The sequence below is a fragment of the Brachybacterium sp. NBEC-018 genome (assembly GCF_024860185.1).
GTDB lineage: Bacteria > Actinomycetota > Actinomycetes > Actinomycetales > Dermabacteraceae > Brachybacterium > Brachybacterium rhamnosum.
The window spans coordinates 36,024-51,387 of sequence record NZ_CP100650.1 but is presented as its reverse complement, the minus strand read 5'-3'; the positions used below and the strand labels follow the sequence as shown (position 1 = coordinate 51,387).

Annotated in this window: 13 protein-coding genes; 3 read left to right on the top strand and 10 right to left on the bottom strand. The window is 71.4% G+C overall.

Going from position 1 to position 15,364, the window contains the following annotated elements; translation table 11 throughout:
• Nucleotides 1–5: 5 nt before the first annotated feature.
• From NLU66_RS00215 to NLU66_RS00205, 3 genes are read left to right on the top strand one after another with little or no spacing between them, the layout of a single operon-like run.
• Entirely contained in the window at nt 6–944 is a 939-nt protein-coding gene (locus NLU66_RS00215) for a sugar kinase (RefSeq protein WP_259360951.1), read from the top strand.
• On the top strand, nt 941–1,603 hold the full coding sequence (locus NLU66_RS00210; RefSeq protein WP_259360950.1) for a bifunctional 4-hydroxy-2-oxoglutarate aldolase/2-dehydro-3-deoxy-phosphogluconate aldolase: 663 nt from the start codon (nt 941–943) through the stop codon (nt 1,601–1,603). The genes NLU66_RS00215 and NLU66_RS00210 overlap by 4 nt, the downstream gene beginning before the upstream one ends.
• The gene (locus NLU66_RS00205; protein ID WP_259360949.1) at nt 1,600–2,841 is read left to right on the top strand and encodes an alanine racemase; all 1,242 of its coding nucleotides are present in this window, start codon (nt 1,600–1,602) and stop codon (nt 2,839–2,841) included. The genes NLU66_RS00210 and NLU66_RS00205 overlap by 4 nt, the downstream gene beginning before the upstream one ends.
• An 82-nt stretch (nt 2,842–2,923) precedes the next feature.
• On the opposite strand, the gene sigJ is transcribed toward NLU66_RS00205, so the two are convergent.
• The 10 genes from sigJ to NLU66_RS00155 all read right to left on the bottom strand — a co-directional run bounded on the left by sigJ (nt 2,924) and on the right by NLU66_RS00155 (nt 15,298).
• Nucleotides 2,924–3,868 carry an RNA polymerase sigma factor SigJ gene (gene sigJ, locus NLU66_RS00200; protein ID WP_259360948.1) on the bottom strand — a complete coding sequence of 315 codons (945 nt, stop codon included), beginning with the start codon at nt 3,866–3,868 and terminating at the stop codon, nt 2,924–2,926.
• An 11-nt stretch (nt 3,869–3,879) separates the two neighbouring features.
• Nucleotides 3,880–4,326 carry a carboxymuconolactone decarboxylase family protein gene (locus NLU66_RS00195; RefSeq protein WP_259360947.1) on the bottom strand — a complete coding sequence of 149 codons (447 nt, stop codon included), beginning with the start codon at nt 4,324–4,326 and terminating at the stop codon, nt 3,880–3,882.
• 78 nt (nt 4,327–4,404) lie between these two features.
• Nucleotides 4,405–6,612, bottom strand: a complete 2,208-nt coding sequence (locus NLU66_RS00190) for a glycoside hydrolase family 78 protein (RefSeq protein ID WP_259360946.1) — start codon at nt 6,610–6,612, stop codon at nt 4,405–4,407.
• 222 nt (nt 6,613–6,834) lie between these two features.
• Nucleotides 6,835–8,949, bottom strand: coding sequence for a beta-galactosidase (locus tag NLU66_RS00185; protein ID WP_259360945.1), 2,115 nt, complete (start codon nt 8,947–8,949; stop codon nt 6,835–6,837).
• Between the two features lie 93 nt (nt 8,950–9,042).
• The gene (locus tag NLU66_RS00180) at nt 9,043–9,888 is read right to left on the bottom strand and encodes a carbohydrate ABC transporter permease (RefSeq protein WP_259360944.1); all 846 of its coding nucleotides are present in this window, start codon (nt 9,886–9,888) and stop codon (nt 9,043–9,045) included.
• Nucleotides 9,885–10,856, bottom strand: a complete 972-nt coding sequence (locus tag NLU66_RS00175) for a carbohydrate ABC transporter permease (protein ID WP_259360943.1) — start codon at nt 10,854–10,856, stop codon at nt 9,885–9,887. Before NLU66_RS00175 ends, NLU66_RS00180 begins: the two co-directional genes overlap by 4 nt.
• Nucleotides 10,857–10,859: 3 nt before the next feature.
• A complete protein-coding gene (locus NLU66_RS00170; RefSeq protein ID WP_259360942.1) occupies nt 10,860–12,284 on the bottom strand; it encodes an extracellular solute-binding protein in 1,425 nt (474 codons plus the stop codon).
• Between the two features lie 111 nt (nt 12,285–12,395).
• Nucleotides 12,396–13,448 carry a LacI family DNA-binding transcriptional regulator gene (locus tag NLU66_RS00165; RefSeq protein WP_259360941.1) on the bottom strand — a complete coding sequence of 351 codons (1,053 nt, stop codon included), beginning with the start codon at nt 13,446–13,448 and terminating at the stop codon, nt 12,396–12,398.
• Between the two features lie 133 nt (nt 13,449–13,581).
• Nucleotides 13,582–14,103: a PKD domain-containing protein gene (locus NLU66_RS00160; protein WP_259360940.1), complete on the bottom strand. Its 522-nt coding sequence runs from the start codon at nt 14,101–14,103 to the stop codon at nt 13,582–13,584.
• 529 nt (nt 14,104–14,632) lie between these two features.
• A complete protein-coding gene (locus tag NLU66_RS00155) occupies nt 14,633–15,298 on the bottom strand; it encodes a DUF6318 family protein (RefSeq protein ID WP_259360939.1) in 666 nt (221 codons plus the stop codon).
• Nucleotides 15,299–15,364 lie beyond the last annotated feature (66 nt).

The following is a 15,364-nucleotide window of genomic DNA, read 5'->3' as shown; positions in this document are numbered from 1 at the left end:
GGGACGTGGACCTGCTCGCGATCGGCGAGACGATGGCGCTCGTGGCCCCGCAGCGCCCCGAGCGGCTCGAGGCGGCGGAGGACTTCCACGTCACCGCCGGCGGCGCGGAGTCCAACGTGGCCTGCCACCTCGCGGCCGCGGGCCGGCGCACGGCCTGGTTCAGCGCCCTCGGCGAGGACGCGCTGGGCCGGCGCGTGCGCGACCATGTCGCCTCCGCCGGGGTCGACGTCTCGCGCGTGCAGCTCGACCCCGAGGCGCCGACGGGCCTGTACCTCAAGGACCCGGGGCACGGCGTCGCCTACTACCGCCGCGGCTCCGCCGCCTCCCGCCTGGGACCCGCGGACCTCGAGCGGATCGACTGGGAGCGGGTGCGGATCGTGCACCTCTCCGGCATCACCCTCGCGCTCTCCGCGAGCTGCCGGGCGCTCGTGCACACCGCGATCCGCGCCGCCCACGCGCACGGGGCGATCGTGAGCCTCGACGTGAACCACCGGCCCGCGCTCTGGTCCGGGCGCGAGGAGGCCGCGGCGACGATCCTCGCCGCGGCCGAGCAGGCGGACGTCGTCCTCACCGGCCGCGACGAGGCCCAGGGCCTCTGGCGCACCACCACCGCGGACGACGTGCGGGCGCTGCTCCCGCGCGTGCGCCATCTGGTCGTCAAGGACGCCGAGGTGGAGGCGGTGGAGTTCACGGCCGACGGGGGAGCGGCCGACGGGGGCGCTGTCGATGAGCGCACCGCCGTGCCCACTCCCAAGATCGAGGTCGTCGAGGCCGTGGGCGCGGGCGACGCCTTCGCGGCCGGCTGGATCGACGGCCTCCTCGACGGCGCGCCCGCCGCCGAGCGCCTCTCCCGCGGCCACGCCCGCGCGGCCCTCGCCCTCACCAGCACCCATGACATGCCGGCGCCCGTCGCCGCCCAGCCCGAAGGAGCACCGACCGCATGAGCAGCACCGCGGCCCCCCAGCCCACCACCAGCGCCGCCCCCGCCAGCACCGCTTCCACCAGCGCCGCCTGGTTCGACGCGGCCTTCGACGGCCAGCCGCTCATGGCGATTCTGCGCGGCACGGGCGTCGAGCGCAGCCTCGAGCTCGCCCGCACCGCCTGGGACCTCGGCATCGACGCCGTCGAGATCCCGCTGCAGAGCGCGACCGACCTCGAGGCGCTCACCGCCGTCGTGCGCGAGGGGCGCGAGCGGGGCAAGGAGGTGGGCGCCGGGACCGTGCTCGACGCCGCGACCGTGGGGGCCGCCGCGCAGGCCGGCGCCGCCTTCACCGTGAGCCCCGGCCTGGACCTCGACGTGGTCCGCGCGAGCGAGGCCGCCGGCATGCCCTCCCTCCCCGGCGTCGCCACCGCGACCGAGGTGCAGCGCGCCTACGTCGCCGGCCTGCGCTGGCTGAAGGCCTTCCCCGCCTCCCTGCTGGGGGAGAGCTGGTTCGGGGCGATGCGCGGCCCCTTCCCGGAGGCCCGCTTCGTCGCGACCGGCGGCATGAACGCCCGCAACGCGACGGCCTACCTGGACGCGGGCGTGCGGGTGGTCGCCGTGGGCAGCGCCCTCGAGGACCGCGCCGAGCTCGACCGCCTCGCCGAGGTGATCGCCCGATGACCGCCGATGCCCCGCGCGCCGTCAGCCCGCAGGACAAGTCCTTCCCCGCCGCGCTGATCGGCCGCGCGGTCGAGGACCTGCAGGCGCCGCTCGCGGAGTTCTCCACCCCGCTGCTCGCCCTGCAGGACTCCGCGATCGCGCACAACCTGCAGGTCATGGCCCGCTGGGTCGCCGAGCGCGGGCTCGAGCTGATGCCCCACGGCAAGACCACCATGGCGCCCGCACTGTGGCGCCGGCAGATCGGGGCCGGCGCCACCGGCATCACCGTCGCCACCCCCTGGCAGGCGGAGGTCGCCTTGCGCGCGGGCGTGCCCACCGTGCAGATCGCGAACATGGCGCTCGACCCCGGGGGCCTGCGCCGTCTCGTCGCCCACCTCGCCGCACACCCGGAGCAGGAGCTCGTGTGCTGGGCGGATTCGCTCGACGCGGTGGACCTCATGGACGCGGCGCTCGCGGGAGCGGGCTCCGCAGCCGCCTCGATCGGCGTGCTCGCCGAGCTCGGCGCCGTGGGCGGCCGCACCGGCGCCCGCGACGAGGCCGAGGCCCTCGCGATCGCCGAGCGGGTGATGCGCAGCCCGCACCTCACCCTGCGCGGCGTCGCAGGGTACGAGGGGGCCCTCGGCCACGACCGCAGCACCGCCGCGCTCGCCGCCGTCGAGGAGTACTGCACCCGCCTCGCCGCGCTCGGGCAGCAGGTGGCCCCGCTCGTCGAGGGGGACGCCTGGATCACCGCCGGCGGCAGCGCCTACCCGGACCTCGTCGCCGCCGCGATCGCCGGCATCCCCGGCACCCGCGGGATCCTCCGCTCCGGGGCCTACCTCGTCCACGACCACGGCTTCTACCGCGGCATCTCCCCGCTGGACCGCGACCGCGGCCTGGCGGAGACCGAGGCGCTGCTGCCCGCGATGCGGGGTTACGCCCGGGTGCTGTCACGGCCCGAGCCGGGCCTCGCCCTGCTCGACGCCGGCAAGCGCGACCTGCCCTTCGACGAGGGCCTGCCCGTGCCGCTCGCGGTGGTCGACGCCCCCGGCGGGGTGGAGCGGCCGCTGCAGGCCGAGGTCACCGCCCTGAACGACCAGCACACCTTCCTCCGCTGGGAGGGGGAGGCGCCGGTCGCCGTCGGCGATGTCGTGGTGCTGGGCCTCTCGCACCCGTGCACGGCCTTCGACAAGTGGCGTCTCGTGCCCGTCGTCGACGACGGCGGCACGGTCATCGAGGCCGTCGAGACGCTGTTCTGAGCTGCGTGACCTCCGTCCGGGCGCGGGCGGAGGTCACGATCGCGCGCGGCCGTGGCGGTGCGCCGTCGGCTCGTCGGCCCCGTCAGCCCTGCGCGATCCAGGTGGTGAGCTTGCCGGGGTTCACCTGCATCCAGACGTCGGTGACGATGCCGTCCCGCACGCGGATCGTCGTGAGCGCGTGCAGGTGCCCGCCGTCCCACAGCGACACGGCGAGGCCGTCGCCCGTGCGATGCCGGCGCAGCTCCGCCTCCGGATGCTTGCGGTGCACGCCCACCAGGAACCGGGCGACATGATCCGCGCCGAGCACCGGCCGGCGGGCCGCGGTGACCACGCCGCCGCCGTCGGCCAGCAGCGTGACCGACGGGTCCAGCATGCCCATGAGCCCCGCGAGATCACCCTCCGCGCAGGCCGCCGTGAACGCCTCCATCACCCGGTCGTGCTCGCGGGTGCTGCCGGGCAGGGCGTCCTGCTCCCGCACCCGCGCCCGGGCGGAGGAGGCGAGCTGCCGCACCGCGCCGGGGCTGCGGCCCACGATCTCCGCGATCTCCGCGAAGGGCAGGGAGAACACGTCGTGCAGCACGAAGGCGACCCGCTCCGCCGGGGTCATCCCGCCCATCACGACCAGCAGCGCCATGCTCACCTGGTCATCCAGGGTCGCCTTCTCCGCGGGATCCGCCGGGGAGCCGCCCGCGAGGTGCGCGGAGCCGGCGAAGAGATCCTCCGGGACCGGCTCCGGCAGCCACTCGCCCACGTAGCTCTCCCGACGCGACCGGGCCGAGCCCAGCACGTCCAGGCACACGCGGCTCATGACCCGCGTGAGCCAGCCCTGCGGGTTCGCGATCGCCTCCCGCTCGGCGTCCTCCAGGCGGTACCAGCGCAGATAGGTCTCCTGCACGGCGTCCTCCGCCTCGGCGAGGGTGCCGAGCATGCGGTAGCCGATCGCGAGCAGGCGGCGACGCTCCGCGGCCACCTCCTCCAGGTTCTCCCCGGGGGAGGGTGCCGCGTCGCCGCCTGCGCTCTGATGCATCGGGGTCGGCCTCAGGGAGCGACCGGGTAGGCGCTCGCGATCGCCACCCGGTTCCACGCGTTGATGACGACGGCGACCCATGAGATCGCCGCGACCTGCTGCGGGGTGAGATCCGCGCCCGTCGCCTTCTCGTGGCTGACGGTGTGCCGGTCGCCGATGCCGGTGATCCGCTCCGCGATGAGCAGCGCCTCCTGCTCCTCGGCGGTGAAGTACTGCGACTCCCACCAGGCGGCGACCACCGCGAGACGATCGTCCGTCTCCCCGGCGGCCTTCGCGTCCCGCACGTGCATGCGCAGGCAGAACGCGCAGCCGTTCAGCTGCGAGGCCCGGATCTTCACGAGCTCCACGAGCTTCTTGTCGAGCCCCGCCGCCGTGGCCTCCGCCTCCGACTGCGCCGAGAGCGCTGCGAGCGCCTCGTAGCTCTTGGGTGCCAGCTTGCTGAGATTGACGTGGTCCATGTCCCCTCCTCAGGGTCCGCTGCGGGCGCCGATCTGCGCCCACACCCCACTGACGACGCAGCCGCTCGCGATGTCAGGTCACCCCATCGTGCCCGGTCGGGAGGGCGGTGTCTGCAGGGAGGAGACCCGGTGCCGCCCCGGTCCCAGCTCGTGCTCCTTGCCGTCCCAGCGCAGCCGGCAGCGCGTGCCCTCCGGCACGCTCACCCGCACGGCGCGGCCGTCGGCCTCACGGCTGACGTCGATCTCGATGAGCCCGGCGACCGTCGGCACCGAGGCGCCGAGGTGCCCGATCTGCGCAGGGACCTGCGGCGCCACCGCGAACTCCGTGTAGCCGGGCGCGAGCGGGCGCAGGCCCAGCAGGTCCTCGACGACGAGGAACAGCGGGGAGGCGCCCCACGGGTGCGCGCAGGAGACGTTGGGCTTCACCTGCTCGTTCCAGGCCTCCATCGTCGCGCCCGCACCCGCCTCGATCATGCCGAGCCAGGAGCGGTCCCCGGCCCCGACGAGCAGGTCGAACGCGGCGTCGGCCCTGCCGCCGCGCAGCAGCGCCCGCAGCAGGAACGGCGCCGCGTAGACGCTGACGGGCATGCCGAGCGGGGCCAGGTGCTCGGCGATCCGGGCGGCGCGGTCGGCATCCGAGACGCCGAGGGCCGAGGCGAACGCACCGGCGTGCGCGGCCGCGTGGGGGAGCGGGGTGCCGCCCGCGTCGAGCCCGTCGACGAAGGTGCCGGCCTCCTCGTCCCACAGCAGCGCGTTCATCGCCTCCCGCAGACGGCGCGCATGCTCCGCGTGCACCGGCGCATCCGGGTGGCCCAGCAGCTCGTCGATCCGCGCCATCGCCGCGAACGCCCCGTGCGCCACGGCGTTGACGACCGTGTTCACGGGGCCGAACAGGTAGCCGTCCCGCTCCGACGGCGGCCAGTCCACGATGTCGTGGTCGACCACGCTGGCGCTCCCGTCGCTGCCGTGGAGCTTGCGGATCAGGCCCGTCGCCGGATCGATCCAGTCCGTGGGCAGCAGGGCGGCGAGCTGGTCGCGCCGGGCGGCGAGGGCGTCGAGGTCACCGCCGCGCTCGGCGTGCTCCGCGGCGAGGAGCACCAGATAGAACGGCCACTCGGTGGGCCAGGTGCGCCGCTGCAGCAGATAGTCCAGTGAATATCCGGCGAGCTCCTGCTCCGCGCTGAGCGCCGCATTCGCCTTCGCCTGCAGGTAGGCATCCGCCTCGTAGGGCTCCCGCTCGCGGCTCCAGGAGTCCACGAGCAGCGGGCCGTTGGTCTGCACCATCGTGTGCTCGCACAGGTCCAGCACCCGCCGCAGCCGCGGATCATCGGTGCGGAACCGGGTGCGCTCGCCGAGCGGATGCACGTGCCCGAGCGCCCGCACCGACTCCGCCGCCTCGGGCGGGAGGCCGTCGATCTCGAGGTACCGGAACACCCGCAGCCCCCAGGTGCGGATCTGCGGCTCGTGCCCGTCGAGCTCCCAGCGGTCCTCGTAATGGTTGCCGGTCGCCATGTGCGCGCGCACCCGGCCGTGCTCGTCGAGCAGCTCGCCGAAGCGGAGTGTCAGCTGCGCGGGCCTGCCGAGACCCGACAGGGACAGCCCGCCCACATACGTCCCGCCGAAGTCGAAGCGCAACGTCCCCGGGCCGACGGCGGCGATGCCCACCGGTGCGGCCTCGCAGGTCGTGACCGTCGCCGTGGGATCCGGCACGAGCGTCGTGAAGGGTTCCTTGGTGGCCGCCGGGGCCCAGGCACTGTCGTCGAAGCCGGGCTGATCGAAGCCCCACGGGTACTCGCGGCCCACCAGATGCTCCTGCGGGGCGACGAAGTAGTGCGTGCCGATGCTGCCCGACGGGCGGTAGGCCCGCTCGCCGGGCAGCCCGCGCCACGCTTCGGAGGAGCCGACGCTGGCCGATGTGCCGTCGCAGAAGCGGACCTGCAACTCGACCCGGACCCGGTGGTCCTCGAGCGTCCACGCCACCACGCCGATCGCGTTCGGCCCCGGGACCAGCGCGTCCGTCGCATCGAAGCAGGAGACACGATGCTCCCCGGCCACTGCGCGCACGGGCCCCTGCCCCAGCTCGCTGCCGTTGACGCTCACGCGGGCGACGAACTGCCGGCCCGGCTCCGGCGACGACGCCGCGAGGTACAGCTTCGCCGATTCCACGTCGCGATCGAGCACGACCTCGTGGCGGAGGAACGCCCAGTCAGGCGTCTTGCCGCCGGAGCCGGCGGGTGCTGGCCAGATCGCGTCGGGGGTCGTGGTCCGTGAGGTCGAGGTGCCCATGCTCGGATGCTCCTTCATCGCCGGAGATGTCACCGGCGCGAGCCTACGGGGCGTCTGAGCGCCGCCGAGCACGGGGCCGTGTACGGAGATGCTCCCAGGATGGTCGCGAAACGAGCCATGGTGTCAGCAGCGAAGGTGCAGGTCAGGCAATGGCTCGGTTCTGCGCCACTCCTGGAACGCCGCAGCACCCACACCTCTGGGAAAGCGCCCATCGCCCTGCGCTCAGTCAGTCGCGATCACCACCCGCACGTCCCACGCGCCGAGCTCGAGCTGAGTGCCCTCGTCCAGCAGGTCGCCGCTCACGGCGTCCCGGGCGGCGGCGGGCAGCGGGAAGGTGCTCGGCTCCCACGACCAGTTGTGGATGACGTGGACCTGCTCGCCGGCGCCGTTGGTGGAGCTCGAGACGGTCTGGCTGGTCGTCGCGGGGCGCCACGCGGGCGACCCGCCGCCCACCCGCACGGCCCAGTCCATGAGGGCGGCGGCGAGCGGCTGATCGGGCACGGTGCCCACGGTGGTGACGCGGCCCGTCCCGTGCTCGCGGGTGGTGACGGCGGGCCAGCGGCCGTAGTGGGGGTGGTCGTACCCGGCGAGCACCTGCGTCTGCTCGTCGGTGACCTGGAGGCCGTCCGCCCACAGGGTGCCGGTCGCATCGTCGGGCAGGGCGAAGCCGGCATCGCCGGCCGCGGCGCCGAGGGTGAGCGGCAGCGGTGCGCGGAGGTTGCTGAACTCGTCGTACCAGGCGCCGGCGGCCGTATCGAGCAGGGCGGGCTTGCGCTCGAGGCGGGCCCGTCCCTCCTGGTCCTCGTACCCGGTGCGGATCCCGAGCACGAGATGGCCGCCGGCCTCCGCATAGTCGCGCAGCCAGGTGAGGTCCTCGTCGGTCGCGATCGTGAAGGAGGGGACGACGAGCACGGGTCGTTTCTCCGCGAACTGCGCCGGGGTCTGCTCGCGCAGCTGGTCGATGTGCACGGCGTTGCCCTGGAGGCCCGCTTCGATCACGCCGCGGGAGAACGCCTCGTAGACGGTCTGGAACGCGCGACGATCCGGGCCCCCGTCCGCATCCGCGAGCGCCGGGTACTGGGCGGCCGCCCACTTGCTGGGGTTGTCGAAGAGCAGGGCGACATCGGCATGGGGCGTGAGCCCGGTGACGGAGGCGCCGGCCGCGCGGAGCTCCTCGCCGATGCGGGCGAGCTCGCGGTAGACGCGCCCGGGCTCCTGGGAGTGGGGGAGGATCCCGCCCCAGTAGGTCTCCGCGCCGGCGTGGAGGGTGTGCCAGTGCCAGTACTCGATCATCGCGGCGCCCCGGGAGACGAGCGCCCACGCGGCCTGGCGCCACTGACCGTCGAACGCGGGCTCGTTCATCCACGGGAACCCGATGGCCTGCGCGTTCGTCTCCGTCACGAGGAACGGCGCCTGCTTGGTCCCGTACATGCGATCCGCGTGCGTGAACAGCGACCACACCCCGGTGGTGGTCCAGAACTGGGCGTCCTTGCCGGTGCTGGGGAGAGCGAAGGAGTCCTGCATCCGGTAGTAGGGGTTCCCCGCGGTGACGTCGAGCGAGCGCGCCACCTTCTCCTCGTCCAGCGTCGGCCGGTCGTAGGAGATGCAGGTGGTGACGAACTGCCCCTCGCGGGCGTGCTCGCGCACCACCTCCGCCTGCCATCCGATGAAGTCGGTGGTGAGGCTCGCCTGGAACCGGCGCCAGGCGAGCGTGTACTGGGGCTGCACGTTCGCGTCGGGCCGCCAGAGGTCCGCCCAGTCGCTCAGGCGGTGGGACCAGTAGGTCAGGCCCCACTCGCGGTTGAGGTCCTCGACGGTGCCGTAGGTGCGGCGCAGATGGTCCACGAACTTCTGGAACACCTGGTCGTTCGCGAAGATCTCGTTCCCCGGCTCGTTGTCCACCTGGTAGCCGATCACGGCGGGATGCTCGGCGTAGCGGGCGACGATCCTCCGGATCAGCCGCTCGGCGTGGAAGAGGAAGGCGGGGTGCGCGTAGTTGATCTCCTGCCGTGCGCCCCAGCCCATGCGCTGCCCGCTGCTGCGCTCGACGTTGATCTCCGGCACCTGTCGCACCAGCCACATCGGCGCGGCATAGGTGGGGGTGCCGAGGATGACCTGGATGCCGTGCTCGTGGGCGGCATCGAGCACGGGCGCGAGCCACTCGAGATCGAAGACGCCGTCCTCCGGCTCCCAGGTGGACCACACCGATTCCCCCACGCGGATGACGGTGAAGCCGGCCTCCTTCATCTGGCGCATGTCGGTCTCGAGGCGGGGCGTGGGCTGGTACTCGTGGTAGTACGCGGCGCCGAAGAGCACGTGGTCGGGCAGCTGGGTCATGGGGGAGTCCTTTCGAGGGACGGTTCAGGGCTGAGGGGGGGGGAGACGCGAGAGGTGGGGAGGGCCGACGGCGGCGACCGTCGGCCCTCCTCCTCACCCCTTCACGGCTCCCGCCACGAGGCCCTCGAGCAGCTGCTTCCGCAGCAGCACGAAGACGAGGATCGTGGGGATCGAGGCGAGAACGGCGCCCGCGAGGACCAGGTCGAAGCTGCGGTTCTCCGAGGCGTAGAGGATGTTCAGACCCAGCGGGAGGGTGAACTGCTCCGTGTTCGAGATGATCACCAGCGGCCACATGAAGCTGTTGTAGCTCTGCAGGAAGCTCCACACGCCGAGCGCCCCGAGCGAGGGGCGCAGCAGCGGCAGCACCACCCGGCGGAAGGTTCCGAACTCGCCGGAGCCGTCGATGCGGGCGGATTCGAGCAGCTCGTCCGGGATCGCCTGCACGATGAACTGCTGCATCATGAAGATCCCGAAGGCCGGTGCCACCCACGGCACGATGAGCGCGAACCACGGGTTCGCGAGCCCGCTCTTCACGACGAGGATGAACAGCGGGATGAGGATGACGGCGAACGGGATCGACAGAGAGCTGAACATGATCGCGAAGAGGATCCGCTTGCCGCGGAACCGGAACTTCGCGAAGCCGTAACCGGCCATCGCGCACACGAACACCGAGACCACGGTCGCGATCACGGAGGTGCCGATGCTGATCGCGAACCACGACCAGAACGGCTGCGTGGTGAGCAGGTTGCGGTAGTTCTCCAGGGTGGCGGGGTCGGGGATGAGGCTCGGCGGGGTCGCGAAGATGTCCCCCCGCTGCTTGAAGGACCCGCTCAGCGCCCACAGCAGCGGCAGGATGAACACGACCAGCAGCATGATGAGGGTCAGGTACAGCAGGCCGCGGCGGGCGAGGCCGGTGCGGGGCGTGGCGATGGTGCTCATGAGTCCCTCCCGATGCCGAGGAGCCGGTTCAGGCCCTGGCTGACTGCGAAGACGATGGCGAACAGGACCACGCCGGCGGCCGCCGCATAGCCGAACTGCTGGCGCTCGAAGGCGGCGCGGTAGATGAACATGGCGACCGAGATCGTCGACTCTCCCGGCCCGCCCTTGGTGAGCAGGTACGGCTCGTCGAACAGCTGCGCGGCGCCGATGAACGAGGTGACGATGACGAACGCGGAGATCGGCTTGATCCCCGGGACCGTGACCGCCAGGAAGGTGCGCAGGCGCCCGGCACCGTCGAGCGCCGCCGCCTCGTACTGCTCCGCGGGGACGTTCTGCAGCGCCGCGAGGAAGAAAATCGTCAGGTAGCCGACGGTCCGCCACAGCAGCACGAACCCGATGGCGCCCTTGGCGAGCGTGGGGTCCCCGAGCCAGTCCACGTGCGGCAGGCCGAACAGCGCGTCGAGCGTCGCGTTCAGCAGCCCGTAGTCGCGGTCGAAGATCAGGCTGTAGATGAGCGCGATGACGATCGGGGAGAGCACCATCGGGACGAAGAAGGCCACGCGGAACAGGTCCCGGAAGCGCAGCCCCTTCGTGTTCAGCGCCTGGGCGATGAGCAGGGCGCAGGGCACGACGACGAGCACCGCGACGAGCGTGTAGATCAGCGAGTTGCCGAGCGCCGTCGCGAAGCTCGCATCGGTCGCGAGGTTCAGGTAGTTCGTGAGGCCGACGAACCTCGGCATCCCGAGACCCACCCATTCGGTGAGGCTGAGGACGACCGCCGCGATGATCGGCACGATCATGAACAGCACGTAGAGCAGGTAGAACGGGGCGATGAAGGCGTAGGGCGCCGCGCCGCCGCGCAGGTTGCGACGGCGTCGCTCCCCGTCGTGCGAGGCGGCACCGCCGGGGACGAGGCGCGCTGGCGCCTGCTGCGGAGCAGAGATCGTGGGGGAGTTCTGGGTGGTCATCTCTCAGCCCTTCGCCTGTCCACGGAAGTCGTCGGTGGCATCCGCGAGCGCCTGGGCGGGGCTCACGTCTCCCTTGAAGGCGCGCAGCACGTGACCGGACAGGACCGTGGTCATGATCGAGCTGTCGGCGCTCTGATGGAACTCGGGGACGTCGTCGACGATGTCGCGGAAGACCTCGAAGAGCTTCTGGCCGCCGAAGTACTCGTTCTCCAGCCCCTGGAGCTCCGGGTCGTCGTACACCGAGCGCAGGGTGGGCAGGTAGCCCATGTCCTTGTAGCGCTTGACCTGCTGCGCCGGGTCCAGATAGGCGCTGACCACGAGGTTCCTCGCTGCCGCCGTCGCGGGCTTGTCCCGCAGCGCACCGAAGCCGGTGCCGCCGCCCACGCCCGTGCGATGGCCCCCGCCCTCGAAGACGGGGAGCGCGGCGACCCGCCACTGGCCCGCCTGCTCGGGGACGTTGGGCTGGATGCCGTAGCTCGAGTACCAGGATGGCATGTTGATCGCGAGGATCTTCCCGGCCTTCAGACCGCTCTGGATGCTCGGCCCGTACATGTCCGCGACGGTGGTGAGGAATCCGCTCTGCACGCCGTCGACCAGGAAGGCGAGCGCCTCCTCCGCCTCCGGGGTCTGCAGGGTCGCATTGCCGTCGGCGTCGAAGAGGTCACCGCCGCGCTGCAGCAGGTGGATGTGGAAGCTCTGCACCGTGCCGCCCGGGTCGTTCACCGCGACAGCGCCGAGGGAGAGCCCCTCGTTCTGCGCGAGGGTGCGCCCCACCTCGGCGAAGTCCTCCCAGGTCCCGAAATCAGGGTCGAGACCGAGCCTGTCGAACTCGTCGGAGCGGTGGTACAGCACGGTGACCGGGGTGTCCGAGTCGAGGGCGTAGAGGGCACCGTCCTTGCTGAACGGCGTGAGCCGCGCGGCGATGAGGTCATCGGCGTAGGACTGGACGTCCTCGGAGAGGTCCACCAGCAGCTCGGGGGCGATCTCGCCGCGGAGCATCCGGGAGAAGGCACCGATCTCGAGTCCGGCGACGTCCGGGATGCCGGTGCCCGCGACCGCCTGGGCGATGAGCTTGGTGACGAGATCCGCCGCCCCGATCTTGGTGACGGAGACGTCGTAGGTGAAGTCGGAGCTGTCCTCGGCGACGGGGACCGCCTCGGTGAAGAAGTCGATGTAGCCGTCGTCATGGGTCCAGAGGCTGAGCGGGACCCGGCCCGATGCGATCGCGGCGCTCGGGCTGCTCGCGCAGGCGCCGAGCGTCCCGGCGATGCCGGCTCCTGCGGCGGTGAGGGCGCCGGCTCGGAGCAGGTCCCGACGGCGGAGGCCGCGGGCTGGGGAGAGTCGTGATCGGCCGAGGGCGGGTGGTGAGGGCTCGAGAGGGATCGGGGGCCGTGGCCGAGCCGATCGTCCGACGGTGCGTGGGGACATGGAATGCACTCCTGACTACGCTGTCAATGCGGGGCACAAGCAACCGCCGAGGGGTGGTGGCGGCGATGAGGCGGACGCCGGATCTGCGGGTGGCAGAGGCGCCGGGACGACCTACCGGGAGGTGGCCGGTCGAGGGGGAGCCGTGGTCGATCGATGCACGAACGACAACGGCACGAGGTCCTGGGTGCGGCGCGGCTCGGCGCCGTCGATCGCCGCGATGAGCTGGTTCATGCCCTGATGCGCCGCGACCGCGAACTCCTGTCGGAGCGTGGTGAGCGGCGTGGGCAGGAACTCCGCGACGTCGATGTCGTCGAAGCCGACGATGCTCACGTCCGCCGGGCTCGAGAGCCCGGCGTGCTGCAGTGCGGAGAGCGCCCCGATCGCCATCTGGTCGTTGCTGACGAACACAGCCGTGGGTGTGATGGGCAGGGCCAGGAGACGGGTCATCGCCTCGAATCCGCTGCCCGGGGACCAATCGCCGTGGACGACCTCCGGGATCTCGGCGTCGTGCTCGGAGAGCACGGAGCGCCAGCCCTCGCGACGCAGCTGGCTCGAGATCCATGCCTCCGGCCCGGCGATGTGGTGGACCGTGCGATGCCCGAGGTCGAGGAGGTGCTCCGCGGCGAGACGTCCTCCGGCTGCCTCATCGGCGCCCACCACGAGCTCATCCGGTCGTGCGGTGAGCCCGCGCGCCCCGAGTGTCAGGACGGCGACGTCCTCACGGATCCGCAGCGGCGCACCCTCGAGGTGCATCGGCTCGGAGAGCACGATGCCTTCCGCACCGTCGTCGAGGAGCGTGTCCACGGCGCGCTGGATCTCGTCGCGGTCCGTCGACTCCGTGCGCATGACGCTCAGCGAGTACCGGTCTGCCCTTGCGACGGATTCGAGGGCGGCCAGGGCGGAGGTCGGTCCGTGCAAGGTGGTGCCGAGGGCGACCACCCCGATCCGCCGCGTGCGGCGGGTGACGAGCGAGCGTGCGGCGGCGTTCGGTCGGAAGTCCAGTTCCTGGATCGAGCGGAGGACGCGTTCCCGCACTTCCTCGCGCACGTGGGGTTCGCCGTTGACGACGCGGGAGACGGTCTTCTGGGAGACCCGGGCGTGCGCCGCGACGTCCATCATCGAGGTGCCCCGGCGGGTTCTGCGGCTCATGGGATCAGCAGTCACGGCACCTCCTTCATTGGTGGTCGGCCATGTTGCCGGGAGCCTAGACACCGGCTGACTACGTAGTCAAGAGGTGGTGCTACGACATCGCGCGACCCGCGCCCCGCCAGCAGCGGGTGCGCAGGCCGGCCTGCGGTCAGATCTTGCGGTGCGTCGCTTCGGGGTCCTGTGGGCCGTCGGTCGAGGAGGAGCGCTCGGGCTTCCATGGGTCCTCGCTCTCGTCGGGCGCCTTGTCGCCGTCGACGAGTCGGGACTCGAGGGACTTGGAGTAGATCGCGATCGGCTCGGACTCGACCTCGATCGTGCCGTCGATGGGCTGCCATTCGCCGCCGTTGACGGAGAACTCCCCGGTGAAGGTGGTGGTGAGCGTGACGTCGTACCAGCCCTCGTAGGCGTAGGTGGAGCTGATCTCCTCCGAGGGGTAGGGCTTGCCCGGCTTCTCGGTGTCGATCGTGTTCCCGTCGCCGAGGTCCCAGTGATAGCTCTGTGCGGTGGCGCGGACTGAGACCGGGGTGTCGAGGAGGGTGGTGTCGAGGACCTGGGGCTCAGACTCCGCGTGCAGCACGTTGGGCATGCCGGCAGGCAGCCAGCCGTCGCTCGGGCCGGCGTGAGCCACCGCAGGCTTGACGGGCAGCTTCGCGAAGTCCTCGCGGGTCACGGTGATCACGATGGGAGCTGCGGCCGGTTGAGTGGTGTTCGAGCCGATCTGCCCGCGCTCCTGGCACCCGTATCCGAGGAACTGGCGGTTACCCGTCGCTCTCTCGACCCTTTCTCGAGCGACCGTCACCATGTCGGTGCCGGTAGAGCCTCGGTTGCCACGGGCAGGATCGGCGACGAAATCTCCCGACGCGGTCGAGTAGTTCGCCCCACTCTGGCATTGACCAGATGGGATTGAGCAGTTTTGACCCCCTCTGGCGAGCCCAGTGCAGTTGTAGCCTCCGCCTCCCTTAACGGCCTTTGAGGTAAAGAAGAACGGAGGCAGGTCTTTGGCGTTGACGCCCTCAACTTCGTCCGAGAAGAGGCCGGCAAGATACTTAATTGCAGAGAGGCCGCTCTTCGCTTCGGAGCGGAATCCACTCTTATCGCTCGTGGTCGTGATGTCGGCCCGCGCCATTTCTGCCTGCAGGCTTGAGCCGAGTAGAAATATCAGAAGAGCGATCATGCAGGCGACGACGCGCCTGCTGAGGCTAGCTTTCGTCACTCTCGACCGAGACATCGGCCAGCTCCCAGTGATCGCTTACCCAGTTCAGTCCACCTGCAAAAGAGTATAGAGTTTCGTTTCGCTGAGTGGACTTTCCGGTCTCGAGGTTGGGCTCAGTGTGTGCCGAAACGGACAGGCCGTAGTTCACTGCCGTGTTGTAGCCGTCGAAGTCGATCGTCTCAAGTCTGAGTTGTTCGGTTTCGACGCTAGACCAATACCTACCGGCTGATTTGTGCGCCTCAATGTCGCCGATAATCTCCTGACACCCCTCGCAATCGTCCGATGTAGATCTTTCAAGGGTTTCGGTGTTCCCGGTTTGGAACCCCCAGATCGTGACGTCTACGTAGTACTTGAACGCCTGCTCCGCCCCCTCGTCGGTCTCCTCGTCCATCCCCGGGTAGTCGGCCGGGTCCGGGGCGGGGATATCAGGCGCAGCCTCGGTGCTGCCGCCGTCGTCGGAGACTCCACCGGTGCTGCCGCCGCCGTCGGACGCGCCTGTCCCGCCCCCGTCGGAGGCTCCGCCGTCGTCGCTGGCGCCGGTGGCGATGGTGGAGGGCGGGTCCGTGATGGTGCCGCCGGTGTCATCGCCGCAGGCGGCGAGCCCGAGGACGAGCGCGGCGGCCGCGGAGGCGGTGAGGAGGCGGCGGGTCATGCGGGGCCTTTCGACGTGCAACAGATTCCGCCCACCCAAGCAGACGGGCCCGCGCGGCGCCACGGA

What these genes read in the sequence shown, in the direction of transcription:
- NLU66_RS00210 (WP_259360950.1), top strand. Translation starts at nt 941, where the DNA reads ATGAGCAGCACCGCGGCCCCCCAGCCCACCACCAGCGCCGCCCCCGCC.
- NLU66_RS00205 (WP_259360949.1), top strand. Translation starts at nt 1,600, where the DNA reads ATGACCGCCGATGCCCCGCGCGCCGTCAGCCCGCAGGACAAGTCCTTC.
- sigJ (WP_259360948.1), bottom strand. Translation starts at nt 3,868, where the DNA reads ATGCATCAGAGCGCAGGCGGCGACGCGGCACCCTCCCCCGGGGAGAAC.
- NLU66_RS00195 (WP_259360947.1), bottom strand. Translation starts at nt 4,326, where the DNA reads ATGGACCACGTCAATCTCAGCAAGCTGGCACCCAAGAGCTACGAGGCG.
- NLU66_RS00190 (WP_259360946.1), bottom strand. Translation starts at nt 6,612, where the DNA reads ATGGGCACCTCGACCTCACGGACCACGACCCCCGACGCGATCTGGCCA.
- NLU66_RS00185 (WP_259360945.1), bottom strand. Translation starts at nt 8,949, where the DNA reads ATGACCCAGCTGCCCGACCACGTGCTCTTCGGCGCCGCGTACTACCAC.
- NLU66_RS00180 (WP_259360944.1), bottom strand. Translation starts at nt 9,888, where the DNA reads ATGAGCACCATCGCCACGCCCCGCACCGGCCTCGCCCGCCGCGGCCTG.
- NLU66_RS00175 (WP_259360943.1), bottom strand. Translation starts at nt 10,856, where the DNA reads ATGACCACCCAGAACTCCCCCACGATCTCTGCTCCGCAGCAGGCGCCA.
- NLU66_RS00170 (WP_259360942.1), bottom strand. Translation starts at nt 12,284, where the DNA reads ATGTCCCCACGCACCGTCGGACGATCGGCTCGGCCACGGCCCCCGATC.
- NLU66_RS00155 (WP_259360939.1), bottom strand. Translation starts at nt 15,298, where the DNA reads ATGACCCGCCGCCTCCTCACCGCCTCCGCGGCCGCCGCGCTCGTCCTC.